General features: G+C 34.7%; 12 protein-coding genes. All 12 read right to left on the reverse strand.

Annotation, left to right across the window (positions count from 1 at the left end; translation table 11 throughout):
* Nucleotides 1–73: 73 nt before the first annotated feature.
* The 12 genes from pepT to HZY91_RS05350 all read right to left on the reverse strand — a co-directional run bounded on the left by pepT (nt 74) and on the right by HZY91_RS05350 (nt 15,396).
* Nucleotides 74–1,291 carry a peptidase T gene (pepT, locus tag HZY91_RS05295; protein WP_218957751.1) on the reverse strand — a complete coding sequence of 406 codons (1,218 nt, stop codon included), beginning with the start codon at nt 1,289–1,291 and terminating at the stop codon, nt 74–76.
* Nucleotides 1,292–1,320: 29 nt separating this feature from the next.
* Nucleotides 1,321–2,907, reverse strand: coding sequence for a YfcC family protein (locus HZY91_RS05300; protein ID WP_235991503.1), 1,587 nt, complete (start codon nt 2,905–2,907; stop codon nt 1,321–1,323).
* An 886-nt stretch (nt 2,908–3,793) separates the two neighbouring features.
* Nucleotides 3,794–4,996 carry an acyl-CoA dehydrogenase FadE gene (gene fadE, locus HZY91_RS05305; protein ID WP_197115268.1) on the reverse strand — a complete coding sequence of 401 codons (1,203 nt, stop codon included), beginning with the start codon at nt 4,994–4,996 and terminating at the stop codon, nt 3,794–3,796.
* Nucleotides 4,997–5,040: 44 nt separating this feature from the next.
* Entirely contained in the window at nt 5,041–5,940 is a 900-nt protein-coding gene (locus HZY91_RS05310) for an MBL fold metallo-hydrolase (RefSeq protein ID WP_197115214.1), read from the reverse strand.
* Between the two features lie 48 nt (nt 5,941–5,988).
* Nucleotides 5,989–7,287, reverse strand: coding sequence for an acetyl-CoA hydrolase/transferase family protein (locus tag HZY91_RS05315; protein ID WP_197115215.1), 1,299 nt, complete (start codon nt 7,285–7,287; stop codon nt 5,989–5,991).
* A gap of 18 nt (nt 7,288–7,305) precedes the next feature.
* Nucleotides 7,306–8,091, reverse strand: coding sequence for an enoyl-CoA hydratase-related protein (locus HZY91_RS05320; RefSeq protein ID WP_197115216.1), 786 nt, complete (start codon nt 8,089–8,091; stop codon nt 7,306–7,308).
* Nucleotides 8,092–8,110: 19 nt separating this feature from the next.
* Nucleotides 8,111–8,962 carry a 3-hydroxybutyryl-CoA dehydrogenase gene (locus HZY91_RS05325; RefSeq protein ID WP_197115217.1) on the reverse strand — a complete coding sequence of 284 codons (852 nt, stop codon included), beginning with the start codon at nt 8,960–8,962 and terminating at the stop codon, nt 8,111–8,113.
* A gap of 24 nt (nt 8,963–8,986) precedes the next feature.
* Nucleotides 8,987–10,105 carry an acyl-CoA dehydrogenase family protein gene (locus HZY91_RS05330; RefSeq protein ID WP_197115218.1) on the reverse strand — a complete coding sequence of 373 codons (1,119 nt, stop codon included), beginning with the start codon at nt 10,103–10,105 and terminating at the stop codon, nt 8,987–8,989.
* Between the two features lie 26 nt (nt 10,106–10,131).
* Nucleotides 10,132–11,319, reverse strand: a complete 1,188-nt coding sequence (locus tag HZY91_RS05335; protein WP_197115219.1) for an acetyl-CoA C-acetyltransferase — start codon at nt 11,317–11,319, stop codon at nt 10,132–10,134.
* A gap of 215 nt (nt 11,320–11,534) precedes the next feature.
* Nucleotides 11,535–12,434: a LysR family transcriptional regulator gene (locus tag HZY91_RS05340; RefSeq protein WP_197115220.1), complete on the reverse strand. Its 900-nt coding sequence runs from the start codon at nt 12,432–12,434 to the stop codon at nt 11,535–11,537.
* Between the two features lie 357 nt (nt 12,435–12,791).
* Nucleotides 12,792–13,979 (reverse strand): pyridoxal phosphate-dependent aminotransferase, encoded by a 1,188-nt coding sequence (locus tag HZY91_RS05345; RefSeq protein WP_197115221.1) that lies wholly within the window; start codon nt 13,977–13,979, stop codon nt 12,792–12,794.
* 253 nt (nt 13,980–14,232) lie between these two features.
* Nucleotides 14,233–15,396: a DUF819 family protein gene (locus HZY91_RS05350; RefSeq protein WP_197115222.1), complete on the reverse strand. Its 1,164-nt coding sequence runs from the start codon at nt 15,394–15,396 to the stop codon at nt 14,233–14,235.
* Between the last annotated feature and the right edge of the window lie 327 nt (nt 15,397–15,723).

Consider the following 15,723-nt stretch of genomic DNA (forward strand, 5'->3'; position numbering starts at 1 on the left):
ACAAAATAATACAGCATTGTTCGGAATGTAGAACGCTGCTGTACTATTTAATCTTCAATTAAGTCAATATCTATTATGATTCATTTTTCGCATTAATTTCTGCTAATTTAATAATCACATCAATAGCTTTTTCCATTTGATTTAGCGACAAGAACTCATACCGGCCATGAAAATTATAACCTCCCGTAAACATATTTGGACAAGGTAAGCCCATATAGGATAATTGTGCTCCATCTGATCCTCCTCGGATGGGTTTGATATCAGGCTCCACTCCCGCTTCCTTCATGGCTTGCTCTAGCATTTCTACAATATGCATATAAGGAAGTATTTTTTCTTTCATATTATAATAGGTATCTTCTATTTCTAGGCTTATAATATCCCCATATTTACTACTTAAATAAGCTATGATATGCTCAAATGTTTTTTTCTTCTGATTAAATAATTCTTTGGAATGATCACGAATTATATAAACCATCTCCACTTCTCCGACATTTCCCTTCAATTCATCTAATAAATAAAATCCTTCATAACCTTCTGTATACTCTGGTTTTTCATTTACAGGAAGCAGGCTCTCAATTTCCATCGCAACTCTTAAAGCATTAACCATCACATTTTTAGCTGATCCCGGATGAACATTCTTTCCTTGAATATTAATTTTCACCGTTGCGGCATTAAAATTTTCATATTCCATTCCACCATTTAGACCACCATCAACAGTATATGCAAATTCAGCACCAAATTTTTCAACATTGAACTTATGTGGGCCTCGTCCGATCTCTTCATCTGGAGTAATCGCTAAACGAATATCACCATGTTTGATTTCAGGGTGGTTGATCAATCGTTCAGCAACAGCCATCAAGATAGCAATTCCTGCTTTGTTATCCGCTCCTAACAAGGTTGTCCCGTCGGTCGTAATCAATCGCTCTCCGACTAAATCCTTTAAAAAAGGAAAGTCTGTAACTGTCATTTGATAGTCATCGTTTAATTTGATGTCTCCACCTTGATAATCAACGATTTGAGGATTAGTACATTTCCCATCCATTTCAGTAGCCGTATCTAAGTGAACAATCAGTCCAAAAGTCGGAGCTTCTTTTACATTACCTGGAATCGTTGCATAAACATATCCGAACTCATCTTGTTCAATATCTGTAAGTCCAATATCTTTGAAATCTTCAACCACTACTCTACCTAATTCCATCTGACCTTCTGATGATGGACATGTTTCAGATTTAGGGTCACTTTGACTATCAATTGCGAAGTATTTAAATAAACGTTCAATATTTTTATCCATAATTTCCTCCTAAAGTTTATGATATTCTTTTAAAAAGCAACTTGAATTCCCAACATGATAATCGCAAAAATACCGATAATAATCATCAAAGGAAGCACAAATTTCAGCCATTTATCATAACTGATTCCAACTAATTCTAATGTTGCCAAAATTAATCCAGTCGGTGTTATAAAAGCCATTAACCCCTGACCATAATTATAGGCAGAAACCACTACATCACGTCCCACATTCACAACATCTGCTAAAGGGGCTATGATTGGCATTGACAGAGAAGCTAAGCCCGAAGAAGAAGGTATAAAAATCCCTAAAAAACTATACAAGATCATTTGTACCACAGCAAAAGCAAAACCATTCATTTTAGAAATAATGACGGACGATCCGTTTAAGAAAGTATCTGAAACCATCCCATTATCAAGAATAATATTAATGCCTCTTGCCACCCCTATAATAAGAGCAACACTGACTAAACTAGAAGCTCCGGTTAGGAACGTTCCCACCACTTCTTTTTCAGACAAGCCTGATAAAATCATAATCAGCAATGCAACAAACAAGAATAACGCTGACATCTCTTCAAACATCCACCCATGTACGACTACTCCCCAAATCATCACAAGAAAAGCGAGAGCAAAAATAACAAGACTAATACTTTTACGCCAATTAAAAGTATGAACCTCATCGACATTATAATTTTCTAAAAACTTTTCCCTTATCGCAGGCATCTCTTCCGCGACTAAAGAATTATTCGGATCTTCTTTAACTCGTTTTGCATACCGATAAACATAGACAAGAGCAATGAGCGTTGCTCCAATTAAACCGATGATTTTATATGGGAGACTTTCTGCCAATGAAATACCGGCAGCATTAGAGGCAATGACGACAGAGAATGGATTGACCGTTGAAAACATTGTACCGATAGCAGAACCTAAAAAGATTCCAGAAATACATACTAAAGCATCAAATCCTGACGCTAGGAAGATTGGCATCAGTATAGGATAAAATGCAATAGTTTCTTCAGCAAAACCGAATGTCGTTCCCCCAAGAGAAACTAATGACATGATAATCGTCACTAAAAGAAACTCTCTTCCTTTCGTTCTTTTTGACAATGCTGCTACACCTGCAGCAAAGGCCCCTGTCTTGTTCAGGACCTCAATAATACCGCCCAAAATTAACACGAACGTTATAATCCCTATACTTTCTGCGACACCTTGGATAGGAGCCTTGAGTACTTCAATAAAATTTTGAGATCTCTGTTCAAGCTTTTGGTAAGTTCCCGGAATAGCTACCGGTTTTAAAACTTTTCCATCTTTAAAGTTTTGTAAAGGAATAGATATATTGTGTTCTTGCAAAACTTCTTCATTCGCTTCAAGTTTACTTTCACTTCCATCAATTCCTATCTTAGTAAATTGACTCGTCTCTGGATCATACTGTAAGCGTTCAAAAGACCCTGCAGGTACAGTATAAGTCAATATTGAAGCTAGGAATAATATAATAAATAAGACGGTAAAGGCAGTAGGAAAAGATAACTTCTTTTTTTCTTTTATTTTTTCTCTTGATTTATTATCTTGCATTTTTACAACATTTTCTTCCTGTGGAATATTTTTCCGATCATTTACCATGTTATTTTCCTCCATAAATTATGTTTAACTACCATAAAAGTTCAAAACCCATCTTTCCTTTATGGTCGTTTCCAAATTATAATCAGATAATTTTCGTCATTTGAAACATCTAAGACCTTTTAATTCCAACCTCATCCTCAGTAACTCGATATACACCTCGATATCAATAATAATCACTTTCACTTAGTTTCCGATATAAAAAGCCAAACTATCTTTGAAACAGAATCCTCCATAATTCTTTTAATTTATTCTTGTGAAACACCGCAACAAAGAAACAAAATGAAATAAAAATTATATGATTAATAAGACAATAAAAACAGCTCCCACCTATTCAATTCCAAAACCTCTAAAGAAATAGTTGTTTCCAAAAACTTAAACATCATATCCCTTCGACTTAAAGGAAGTGTTACTTTAAGCATTGAAAACCATTTCAAAAATTAGTATATACAACGCTGAAAACCGTTACAATAAAATTTGTATAAACATTTTATTATTAAATGATAAAAAATTAATAAAAGCATCCGTAAATTTTAAGTGAAAAATTCATTTATTATTGATAGCCTATTTTTTAATTTCAAAAACTTTATAATTAAACATACTAAAATAACCTATATAGACCCATTATCAGATTCATCGCAAGCTATTAAATAGCTTTTCTTTTGTTTTAAAAAATCGATCAAATTAAAATCAACCCATCGTTTTTTAATAATTTATTAACCATCATTTTTTATTTTTTTAAAAAAATCGAACAAATGAATACCTTAAAAAGGGAAACAATTCTTTAGTTTCTAATCATATTTTCTAAAATAATTTTTAGACACCGCTTCAAATAATGTAATAAAAAAAGACCGGATTAATCATCCGGTCTTGCCTATTGATTCATTAACTAAACAAAAGCTCCCATGCCTGTAATCTCTCTACCGACTATCAAAGCATTCACTTCATGTGACCCTTCATATGTATAAACAGCTTCTGCATCTGCGAAGAAACGTGCCACGTCTGTTTCTAAAGTAATACCATTCCCGCCACATGTTTCACGAGCTAATGCCACTGTTTCTCTCATTCTTAACGAGTTTGACATTTTTGCTAACGAAGAGTTGAACATTTCATATTCTCCAGCTTCCATTAATTCAGCAATTCTGACAGAAAAGCTAATAGCTGTAGTAGTATTGGCTAACATGCGTGATAATTTTTCTTGAACTAATTGGAAACCTGCTACTTTACGATCAAACTGATCACGCTCTGTCGTATATTTCAATGCAGCTTTATAGGCTCCACCTGTTACCCCTGTTGCAATATGAGCAACATCAGCACGTGTATGAATTAAGATTCGAGCCACGTCTTTAAAGCCATTAATATTTGGTAAACGATCTACGTCAGGTACCTCAACATTTTCCATTGTAATATGTCCATTCTGTACACAACGTAGTGATATTTTTTGTTGAACAGGATCTGCTTTATAGCCTGGTGCTCCTTTACGAACAATGAAGCATTTAATTTTACCATCCTCCACATCACGTGCAAATACAGGCACAATATCCGCAGAATCAGCCCCACCAATCCAACGTTTCTCACCATTTAAAATCCACTTATCACCTTTACGCTCAGCTGTAGTAGCTAGCCCACCCGCAATATCAGATCCATGATCAGGTTCTGTAAGTGCAAAACATGTTTGCCATTCAAAATTTCTTACTTTTGTTCCAAACTCCTCAATTTGCTCTTCACTACCTCCAAGAAGAATCGTGTTATATCCTAACCCACCATGTACAGTATAGAAAGTAGCAATCGAAGTATCAAAGCTTGCTAATTCGTAATATAAAAACGCATTATAAATTTGACTAGCTTTTAATTTATCGTCACGTCCCTCAAATAGTTTGGGACTGTTCATAATTCCTGCATCTGCTAATTTATAGAAAGCTTCAAAAGGAAATTCTGCTTTTTCCCAGTATTCATTAATAACTGGACGTATTTCTTTTTCAATTATCTGACGTACTTCATAGAGCACTTCTGCTTCACCTTGAGTTAATTTATCCGCATAACGATATACATCCTCAGGATACAATTCTCTTACAATTTGTTCTTTTGTCATTGTCATTTTTATTTCCTCCATAATTAAATAGTTTTATTTTTTGCTTAAGCTTCTTGTGGAAAGCGATCTTGGTTCTCAGTAATAGGAATTAATGATGGTCTTGAACATTTCATTCCTTCACGTATTGCTTTCCCATCTTCTGTATATCTAATCATTCTGTAAAATGGATCATGATAAAAAATAAACCGATAATTTTTTGTCAACGCTTCCAACATCAATTCTTCTTTTGCCGCAATAGAGTCCATTGGATAATCATCCACACCTCCAACCCATAAAGGATTGGTATGAACACAACTTAATAACAAATCAGATAAATGAATAACTGTCTCATCTTTCTGTTCAAAACGAACAATTGATAGACCATTCGAATGACCACCTCTGTGCTCCATGGTTATACCAGGCGTCACTTCTATTTCATTTGAGAAAGTGATTACTTGATCGCTGATCGCTTGCCAGTTTTCTTTTAAATAAGTTCCCTTAGTACGGTTATTTGGCGATCTAACCTCATCCCATTCAATTTCACTCATATAAATATCTGCATTAGGAAAAGTTGAATAAAAACAATCATTTTCTTTATACGTTAACCCGGATGCATGATCATTATGCATATGTGTCATTAATACAACATCAATGTCCTCTCTGCCTAAATTCAATTGAGAAAGATTAGAATCAACGTCAAAAGAACTTTTAATTCCCGTATTCTTGATTAATTTTTCTGGCATTTTTTCCACATTAAAACTAGCATCAATCAAATAATTTTTACCTAAATATTGAATAAGAATCGGATCACAAACTGATGGCATTTGATTATTTTCATTATAGGGATAATAACGACCCCAAACTGCTCTGGGGACAGGGCCAAATAGTGTCCCACCATCAGTTAGCACCTTACATCCTTCTAGCCAAGTAAATGTCATATCATAAAAGATGAATTGATCTAACATATTCTACCTCCCTTCTATCAGCAATTCAGAATATAAACCTAACTCATACTATTCAGAGATATAACCCATTTCAATTGCGGCTTTTCTTAATTCGTCACGAAAATCAGGGTGCGCAACAGCGATCAGCGCTTCAACTCGTTCTCGTATAGTTTTATTCTTCAACTTAGCTACTCCATATTCAGTGACCACCATATCAATATCATTTTTAGTGGTTGTAACAGGAGCCCCGGCAAATAAAGTTGGAACAATTGTTGAAACCTTCCCTTTAGCAGCGGTTGAATATAAGGCCATAACTCCTCGACCACCCTTAGAAAGATTAACTGCTTTGGCAAAGTCAGCTTGACCGCCTGTTGAAGAGTAATATTTCTTCTGAACTTTTTCAGCATTGACTTGACCTAATAAGTCAACTTCAACACCTGAATTGATCGATACAAAATTGTTGTTTTCAGCGATATATTTCAATCCATTCGACATATTACATGGAATCATGAGAATCTCTTCGTTATAATTCATAAAATCATAAAATTCTTTCGGGCCTACCGCAAACGTAGCTATGGAAGTCCCTCGGAAATTTTGTTTATTCTGATTTGTTAAAACACCTTTTTCATGCAAAAGTTGCGCTTTAGGCGTAAACATTTCCGAATGAAGACCTAAGCCTTTTTTATTAACTAAATTGTTCATCACAGCATTCGGCATTGATCCTATCCCGACTTGGATAGTATCACCATCATTGATCATATCTGCGATATAGGCCCCTATTTTTTCATCTTTTTCGTTCAATTCCGGATCAGCACTCACTGGTATTTGCTCATTATTTTCAATCAAAGCATCTACTTGGCTAATATGAATATGATTTTGAATCCCATATGTATACGGCATTGTTTCATTCACTTCAATAATTATCTTTTTAGCCCGTTCAATTTGCGGCCCAAAATACGACACTCCTACCCCTAAAGAAAAGTACCCATCTTCATCCATTGGTGATACTGTTGCAATCAGAACAGGCTCCTTCTCTCTTTCAATTATAATATTAGGAATTTCAGAGAAAGAATTTGGCACTAACTCGGTTAATCCTTCATTGAAGGCTCCTCTATCTGACCCTGATAAGAAAAATGAAATCTGTTCTAATTTCTCTTTTGGTAAATCAATAACAGGATTCATGGTAAGCATCGTATATAGACGATTGCCATCAAGTCCTTCATATTCTGATAAAGCCTTATGCATGGCTGCTGGTTCTCCAGCGCCTAGCGGATAAATGATTCCATCACCAGGTTCAATCAATTTAACCGCTTCTTCTGCAGTCGTTAACTTATTCTGATATAATTTTTCAAATTGAGCATGTTCCATATCGTGACCCCTTTTCAATTATTTTTTATTAAATTTTGCTTCCTTTTTATTTAAAAATGCTTGCATACCATCTTTTTGATCCTGAGTATCAAAGAGTAAACCGAAAATATCTTCTTCAAAAGCAAGAGCATGATCAATTGGCATTTCATATCCTTTATCAATCGCTTTTTTAGCGCCTTCAACAGCTAAAGGAGCATTTTTTAAAATTTGATGAGCCATCTCATAAACCTCTTCCATTAATTTCTCAGGCTCAGCAAGATGATTAAAAATACCGATTTCATAAGCTTCTTCTGCTTTAATATTTTTCCCTGTATAAATTAGTTCTTTTGCCTTAGCTAAACCAATCAATCGACTTAAACGCTGTGTCCCTCCAAAACCTGGTATAATACCTAAACCAACTTCTGGTTGTCCTACAACAGCATTTTTTGAACCAATCCGAATATCACAGGCACTGGCAATTTCTAATCCCCCCCCTAAGGCGTAACCATTAACTGCTGCTATGACCGGTTGTCTTAAATTAGCAATTTTTTTGCATACTTTATTCCCTAAATGAGAAAATTCTTTCCCTTCCATCGCCTTTTTATCGGCCATTTCTTTAATATCAGCACCCGCAACGAAAGCTTTTTCTCCTGACCCAGTAATGACCAATACTTGAACTTCCTGATTCTCCTGAATGTCATCTAAAATTTGAATCAGCTCAGTCATCAATTCTGTATTTAATGCATTAAGAGCTTTCGGACGATTGATTGTCAATGTCCCGATCTGTTCTTCTACATTAAATTGCAAAGTATTATATTGTTTCATTCCTCTCACCTTTCTTTCATTAATCGTATTTGAAGAAACCTTCTCCGGTTTTACGTCCTAATTTCCCAGCTTCCACATACTTTGTAAGCAGTAGGGATGGACGGTATTTTTGATCTTTGAAACCTTTATAAAGAGTTTCCATAATGGCTAATACTGTATCGAGACCTATCAAATCTGCTAATGACAAAGGCCCCATGGGATGATTAGCTCCCAACTCCATCGCTTTATCAATTGATTCAGCAGTTACAGTTCCACTCTCAAGAATAAAAATGGCTTCATTAATCATCGGAATTAATAAACGATTCACTACAAAACCTGGGGTATCATTTGCAATGATCACCGTTTTATCAATAGATTTCCCCAATTCCTCTAAAGCCTCTTTTGTTTCATTTGATGTCTGTAAAGCAAGGTTAACCTCGATCAAATTCATCACGGGTACTGGATTAAAGAAGTGGAAACCAGCAACTTTATCAGGTCGGTTTGTTGCAGCTGCAATTTTAGTGATCGATAGTGAAGAAGTATTTGTAGCTAAAATAGTGTGTTCTGGAGCAAATTCATCTAATTGTTTAAAAATATCCAACTTAATAGACTCATTCTCAGTAGCTGCTTCTATAACTAAATCAGCGTTTTGAGCATCTGAGTAATTTGTAGAAGGAGAGATTAACGACAAGGTCTTATTCATCACGGATTCTTCCATTTTCCCTTTCTCAATCCGACGCTTCATCCCTTTTTCAATCCCACTTATACCTTTCTCTACAAACTCTTCCTTAATATCATTTAAGATAATTTCATATCCTGCCTGAGCAAAAACTTGCGCAATTCCTGCTCCCATTTGACCTGCACCAATTATCATAATTTTTTTAATATCCAATATGATCGACTCCTCTTTCATTTATTACATAAATTCTTCCGCTATAATTTCTTTTTGTGTTTCTGCTGAACAACCATACAACAAAGTTAAATCTGCATCACATGCAAATCGTTCAAAATTGCTATTTTCCGTCATCATTTGACCACCAAGCAACTGTATAATACTTTGTGTTGTTTCTACCGCAAGCTCTGAAGCAAAAAGTTTAAGCATAGCAACTTGCGAGGTATCTTGCGAATGTTTGCATATAATATCTTGAGCTAATACTTGTACTGCTTTAATTTTAGATTGTAACTCGGCCATCCGATGACGAGTTGCCCGATCATCAATTAAACGTTTCCCAAAACTTCTGAAAATTTGTAACTCTTGTAAACCAAGTTGGAAAGCACTTTGGGAAATACCGATCGCTTGCATTGAAATTGCTAATTTTAAATGATTATAAATTTTCTCTATCTCATTATTTCCACCAGGTTTTTCTCCTAATAAAGCTGTTTGAGGGATTTTTACTTTGGTCAATTCTAAGCCACATAAAGGCAAAGAATTCAAACCAGTTTTTTCTGGAGCTGGCACAACTGACAACCCTTCAGACTGGCGTTCCACAATAAACAGCCCACTTTCAACCGAACCATCTAACATTTGGGCATTAGCAGCAACGAAATAGAAATTGGCAATCGCTCCATTAGATATAAATTGTTTTTGCCCATTTAAAATCCAAGAATTTTGTGTCTCTAACGCAACCGTTTCAATTAATTCTACATCACTTCCTGCAGATTGTTCGGAAAGTGCAAGACCTCCTATTTTGTGACCAGTCATAAGATCCTTAAGAAATTTATTCTGTTGTTCATGATTTCCAAATTGGAGTAAAGGATATATAATATATGAGCCTTGCGTTAACACGATACTTGCTAAAGCTGGAAAGCCGGATGCAATAATGCGAATACATTCGAAAAAAGTTAAATCATCATTATTATTTTCTTGTTTGAGTAATTCAAAAACTCCTAAATGACAAATCTCTTGAAAAAGGGGATATGGAAATTCACCAGAGATTTCATACTTTTGATAATTGACAGAGATTACTTCCTCTGTGTAATTTTTAACTTTCATCAGTAACGCTCGCTGATCATCATTTAATAGCTCCCATTTCATTTCTTGCCAAATCCCTTCGCAATTTCTTATGGACGATTTATAATTACGGCATTCCCTTGACCTCCACCGATACATAAAGTCGCTAGACCCTTTTTAGCATCTGCTTTTATCATTTCATGGATCAATGTCACAATAATTCGAGTTCCACTCGCCCCAATTGGATGACCTAGCGCAATCGCTCCTCCATTAACATTAGTGATGTCAGGATTAAAACCTAAAGTCTTGCTTACGCTTAAGGCTTGAGCTGCGAATGCCTCATTGGATTCAATTAATTCAAGATCTTCTACCGTTATTCCTTCAAGTTCTAATACTTTCTTAGTAGCTGCAATTGGACCCGTTCCCATAATTTCTGGATCCACTCCACAACTCGCAAAAGAACCAACCGTCGCTAAAATCTCTAGCCCTAATTTTTCAGCTTTCTCTTTAGACATTAAAATAATGATTGCTGCAGCATCATTAATAGTTGAAGAATTTCCGGCTGTAACTGTTCCATTTTCACGTTTAAATGCTGGTTTTAACTTTTTTAATGCCTCCATCGTTTGTCCAAATCGAACACCTTCATCATGATCTACGATTATTGGATCTCCTTTTCTTTGAGGTACTGAAATTGGTACGATTTCTTCTTTAAATTTTCCGGCATTTATGGCATTTTCTGCTCGTTGCTGACTTTGAAGAGCATATTCGTCCTGTTCTTCACGACTAAGCTCATATTTTTCAGCAATATTTTCAGCAGTAATTCCCATATGGTAATCGCCAAAAGCATCCGTCAATCCGTCTTTCAGCATAGTGTCGATAATTTTACCGTCACCCATTCGTCCACCCCAACGATAATTAGGTAAAACATAAGGTGATTGCGTCATATTCTCAGTTCCACCAATCGCTACGACTTCACTATGACCAAGCAGTATTGATTGAGCCCCTAACATCAGAGTTCGAACACCTGAACCACACACTTGATTGACAGTATAAGAAGGAACTTCTTTTGGAATACCTGCTTTCATAGATACTTGGCGTGCAACATTCTGTCCTAATCCAGCACTTAAGACATTTCCAATTATCACTTCATCAATTTCATTTGGATCAAGTTTAATCCCTTCCATCGATTTTTTTAAGACCTCTGCACCTAAATCAACTGCAGAATAGTTTTTAAATATACCATTATATGCACCAATTGCTGATCTTTGCGCCGAAACAACAACGACCTCATTATTCATTCTATCTCCTCCATCACTCAATATTTATACGGATCTGTAACCGTTTGCAGTAATTATATATAGTCTGAGCCTTAATTAACAGTGAAATTAACTAATTTTATCTATGAGTAATTTATTCAAACTATAATTTTAGCTTATACACTTTTAGTAACGCGTCTTTTAAAAGCAAAAAAGCATTGGATTAAGCCCAATGCTTTTATAAAAATGATAGTTTATTAATTGAGTGGTCGGTAAAAAGTCTTGATAATATCTTGATAAATATAATTTTCAAAATGTTTATACTTATCTTTTACAGGTCGACAAATCGAAAAATTAAACGGTATATAATCTTTAAAATGTCTCACGCAATGCTCCTTAGTTAAATATTGTTCAATCGGACGAGGTAAAATAGAAACAATATCTGTTTCATACGAAGCTCCAATCAGATATCCCCATGAATCGGATGTAAATACAATCTGGGTCTCCAATTGATTTAATTTTAATTTATCCGTAATCAATTGATTCGTCATATATTTCTTGTGAAAAGTGGCCAAAGGAAATTTATTTAAATCCTTCCAATACAATATCTCTTTTTGACTTAACGGATGATCCTTACGAATAAAAGCAACAATTTCATCTATCTCAATAATATGCTGCTCATAAGTATCTTCCTCTAAATTCGTCGGTTCGATAAGAATGGCAATATCAATCTCATTAGTCATCAATTTCTTGCGTAATTCATGACTGCCTGCCTCAATAATACTCAGATGAGCATCTGGATGTTTGATTTGAATTTTGGGAAAATAATCTGCAAAGTAAGTTTCTAAAATCATTGAGGGCAGGCCAATCCGAGTCGCTCCTTTTTGCTTTTCCGATTCAATTCTGATCACATCTCCCATTTCTTCATAAAGCTCTAAAATTTTTATGGCATAGTCATAAATATTCTTACCGGCTTCCGTCATATTCTGCAAACGACCATTCTTACGATTAAAAAGCTCTACCTCATTATCCTTCTCAAATGTTGAAATAAATTGACTCAAAGCCGGCTGACTAATATGTATATTTTTGGCTGCTAAAGAAAGGTTATAGTCACTTTCAACTATTTTTATCAAGTAATATAACTGTGATATTTCCAAATCATTCTCCCTTTCCTTTATTTGATATCATAATTATATCAAAATTGCATATCTATTAAAATATTAAAACCAAATGTATATTTACTCATCACTTAATAAGATTAGTTTAATATAAAAAAATTAAATGTCTTTTTAACTTCGACATGTTATTATTTAAACCCTTCTATTTAAACCTTTCATTCAATTTTGACTATTTATTTAACTTCAAACCCAAAATTAGAGACTCCTCTCTTCCTTTCCTTCATCTCCAAGAAATGCTTCATTTATTTTGTCTCCACTATCGAAAACTTAAGCAAACTATTAATCACATTGAAAAAAGAAAAAGCCTAGCACTCATACGATGCTAGGTAATATTATTTATCCTGGGTATTTTTGTAAAGCTAATTTTAAGATCGCAATTGCCTTTATTAATAATTGGTCTTCCACACAATAAGATAATCGACACTCATTCTTACCTAACTCTTCCGTCGTATAGAATGATTCCGCCGGAGTTAATAGAACCGTATAACCTTCTATCTGGATATTTTCAATCATCCAAATAATAAAGTCCTGCGCATCTTCTACAGGTAAGCCAATCATCGTATAAAAAGCTCCCTCAGGCTGACTATAAACGATACCGGGAATTTTCTCTAATTCAGCATGTAACACATTCCGACGTTCTTTATAGATACGGCGATTCTCATAAACATACTCATCATCTACCCGATCCATCTCTCCTGCTCCAATTTGATCAAGTGTAGATACTGACAATCGAGCTTGTGCCAATTTTAAGATATGATGCATAAAATCTTTATTTTTACTCGTAACAGATCCTATTCTTGCTCCACATGCCGAATACTTTTTAGAAATTGAATCAATTAAGATGACATTCTTCTCAATTTCTGAATAATTAGCGAACGATATAAATTCACGATCAGTAAAGTTAAATTCACGATATACTTCATCTGCAATAATAAACAAATTCTTCTCCTTGGCAACTTCTACCAGATTATCAAGTTCCTCTTTTGTATACACACGGCCTGTTGGATTACCAGGATTTGAGATTAGAATGGCCTTGGTCTTTGTTGTTATTTTTTCTAATAATTTTTCTTTACTAGGCAGTCGAAAGCCCTCCTCAATCTTAGTAGTGATCGACTCTAAGCGAACATCTGCTATCTGAGCAAAAGTCTTATAGTTAGGATAGAAAGGTTCAAAAGTTAATACCTCATCCCCGCTATCGCATATTGCTAACAAGGAAAAAATCAATCCTTCACTCGCACCATTCGTTATCAAAATCTCATCAAGATCATAATCTAATCCATAATTGTGTAAATAGAGTTGAACGGTTTCTAAAGTTCGTTTAAGTCCCTGTGAAGGGGCATACTCTAGTACACTTACACTATAATCATTAATAGCTTGTAGAAAATTAGGTGGTGTTGGAATATCCGGTTGACCGATATTTAAATGAATAACCTGTAACCCTTTATCTTTCGCTTTTTGTGCCAGAGGGGCTAACCGTCTAATGGGGGATTGTTCCATTTGCTCTATTCGATTTGAAAACTTCATACTTTAATCTCCTTTAATAATATAACCTTCATCTTACTAAATTTTAATAAAAATAGACATAAGGAAAGTTTGAAATTTTTATGCTTCTTTAATAAAAGTTAATCCTTTATACTTACTGTCCATCAATTAATTGAAAATAGTTTTGAGACTTCCTCAATCATAAATGATTTAACCTCAACACAAAAAAACAGGAACCCATTTCGGATCCCTGCCTGCATATGTCTTTAAGATTTAATTCTTCACAGAAATTTTTCTATGCTCCGATAATTGCCTTAATGATGTAAGCAACCGTCACTCCCACATAATTTCCAGCTGCTCCTGCAATAACGCCCATAATTAAGCCGACATTAATTAATGATTTCCAGTTAGCTCCCGCTGCTGTAAGCGAAGCCGTCGGGCCATCGACAATACAACCTACGATTGATAAAATCATATACTCATATTCTACTTTTAATAAACGACAAATCACTAAGTGTAGTAGCAGACAACCAATTAACATTAAGAATACATATAATGTCATCACAAAAGCTGAACCGATAAATTGACGGATATCCACTGCGAAACCAATCGTTGCTAAAAAGGTTAATGAAAGGAATAATCCTAAATCTAAATTCCCTCTTAATTTCTGAACAGGTTTAATTTGAGCAATCATAATCGATACAGTCGTTAATAAGATTAAGCGCACTGCCTTCCAAATGGCTTCAGGAGCGTACGCTTCTGATAAAGTAGTTGTTATATAGGTTACCCCAAAACCAATGGTTAATAACCAAGCAATATCTCGAATCGACCATTTTTTATCAGACATCAGAGGTTCCTTATCTCCTGTTTCTAATTCATTCGTTGACAATTGATAAGGCCAGAACTTATTCCATTTCTCAGAAGCTTTTAAAATTGCGGGTGCAGCAAACATAAAAATCATCAATGGTGTAGAGACCACATAGTCCGCAGCATTCGCTGCTGCAATAGTCGCACGAGTCGCATCCAACCCTGTCGCTATTGCGGTCAAGTTCGGTGTCCCTCCAGTATACGTCCCAACAAACATCCCGGCAACTTTCCATCCCTCATCCATTCTAGGTGCAAAGAAAATCCCTAGTAAGGTTGCCACTAACATTACTGAAAAGATTCCTGAAGCTAAGGCGATAAATGGCTTTTTAGTCAACTTCTTCAACTCTGCCAAATTCATACTTAACATACAAATAGATATTGAAACCGGAACACAAATCGATGCTAATGTTCCATATACATCATGAGAAATTGGCACAACACCCGTATTTGATAAAATAATTCCTAAAACAACAACTGTTAAAACGGGTCCTAATGACTTGAAAATCTTGTACTTTTGTAACCATAGCGACAATGAGACCATAAACAGAATCACAAACAATAAACCATCAACTCTTGTTATAAGAGCTTCCATAAATTTTCCTCCTATAAATATAAATTATGCTTTCAAGTATAGATAATAATGAAAACTGTTACAATTAAATGTATATAAACATTTTGACATTATTTTATAATGATAATAGTCAATCATTAAAAATAAATAACATCCTATAAGCTATTTTCATCAGAAAATTCGTCTATCTCAAATAGAGGAAAATATAAAGTAAAATAAAAAAACACCTCAGAAAGCTTCATATTCAAAAGCATTATCTAAGGGTAAGCTAATATTTGTCTATTTTAGGTATACAAGCAATCAAATTCTCATTTAAATCAAATTTTTTAAAATTTAAATATTATTCTC

Origin of the sequence: Facklamia lactis (assembly GCF_015863205.1) — a bacterium.
GTDB classification, from domain to species: Bacteria; Bacillota; Bacilli; order Lactobacillales; family Aerococcaceae; genus Facklamia; species Facklamia lactis.

Bases quoted from the DNA above. Each gene is read 5' to 3' on its own strand.
- pepT (WP_218957751.1), bottom strand. From the start codon at position 1,291: ATGGATAAAAATATTGAACGTTTATTTAAATACTTCGCAATTGATAGT.
- HZY91_RS05300 (WP_235991503.1), bottom strand. From the start codon at position 2,907: ATGGTAAATGATCGGAAAAATATTCCACAGGAAGAAAATGTTGTAAAA.
- fadE (WP_197115268.1), bottom strand. From the start codon at position 4,996: ATGACAAAAGAACAAATTGTAAGAGAATTGTATCCTGAGGATGTATAT.
- HZY91_RS05310 (WP_197115214.1), bottom strand. From the start codon at position 5,940: ATGTTAGATCAATTCATCTTTTATGATATGACATTTACTTGGCTAGAA.
- HZY91_RS05315 (WP_197115215.1), bottom strand. From the start codon at position 7,287: ATGGAACATGCTCAATTTGAAAAATTATATCAGAATAAGTTAACGACT.
- HZY91_RS05320 (WP_197115216.1), bottom strand. From the start codon at position 8,091: ATGAAACAATATAATACTTTGCAATTTAATGTAGAAGAACAGATCGGG.
- HZY91_RS05330 (WP_197115218.1), bottom strand. From the start codon at position 10,105: ATGAAATGGGAGCTATTAAATGATGATCAGCGAGCGTTACTGATGAAA.
- HZY91_RS05335 (WP_197115219.1), bottom strand. From the start codon at position 11,319: ATGAATAATGAGGTCGTTGTTGTTTCGGCGCAAAGATCAGCAATTGGT.
- HZY91_RS05345 (WP_197115221.1), bottom strand. From the start codon at position 13,979: ATGAAGTTTTCAAATCGAATAGAGCAAATGGAACAATCCCCCATTAGA.
- HZY91_RS05350 (WP_197115222.1), bottom strand. From the start codon at position 15,396: ATGGAAGCTCTTATAACAAGAGTTGATGGTTTATTGTTTGTGATTCTG.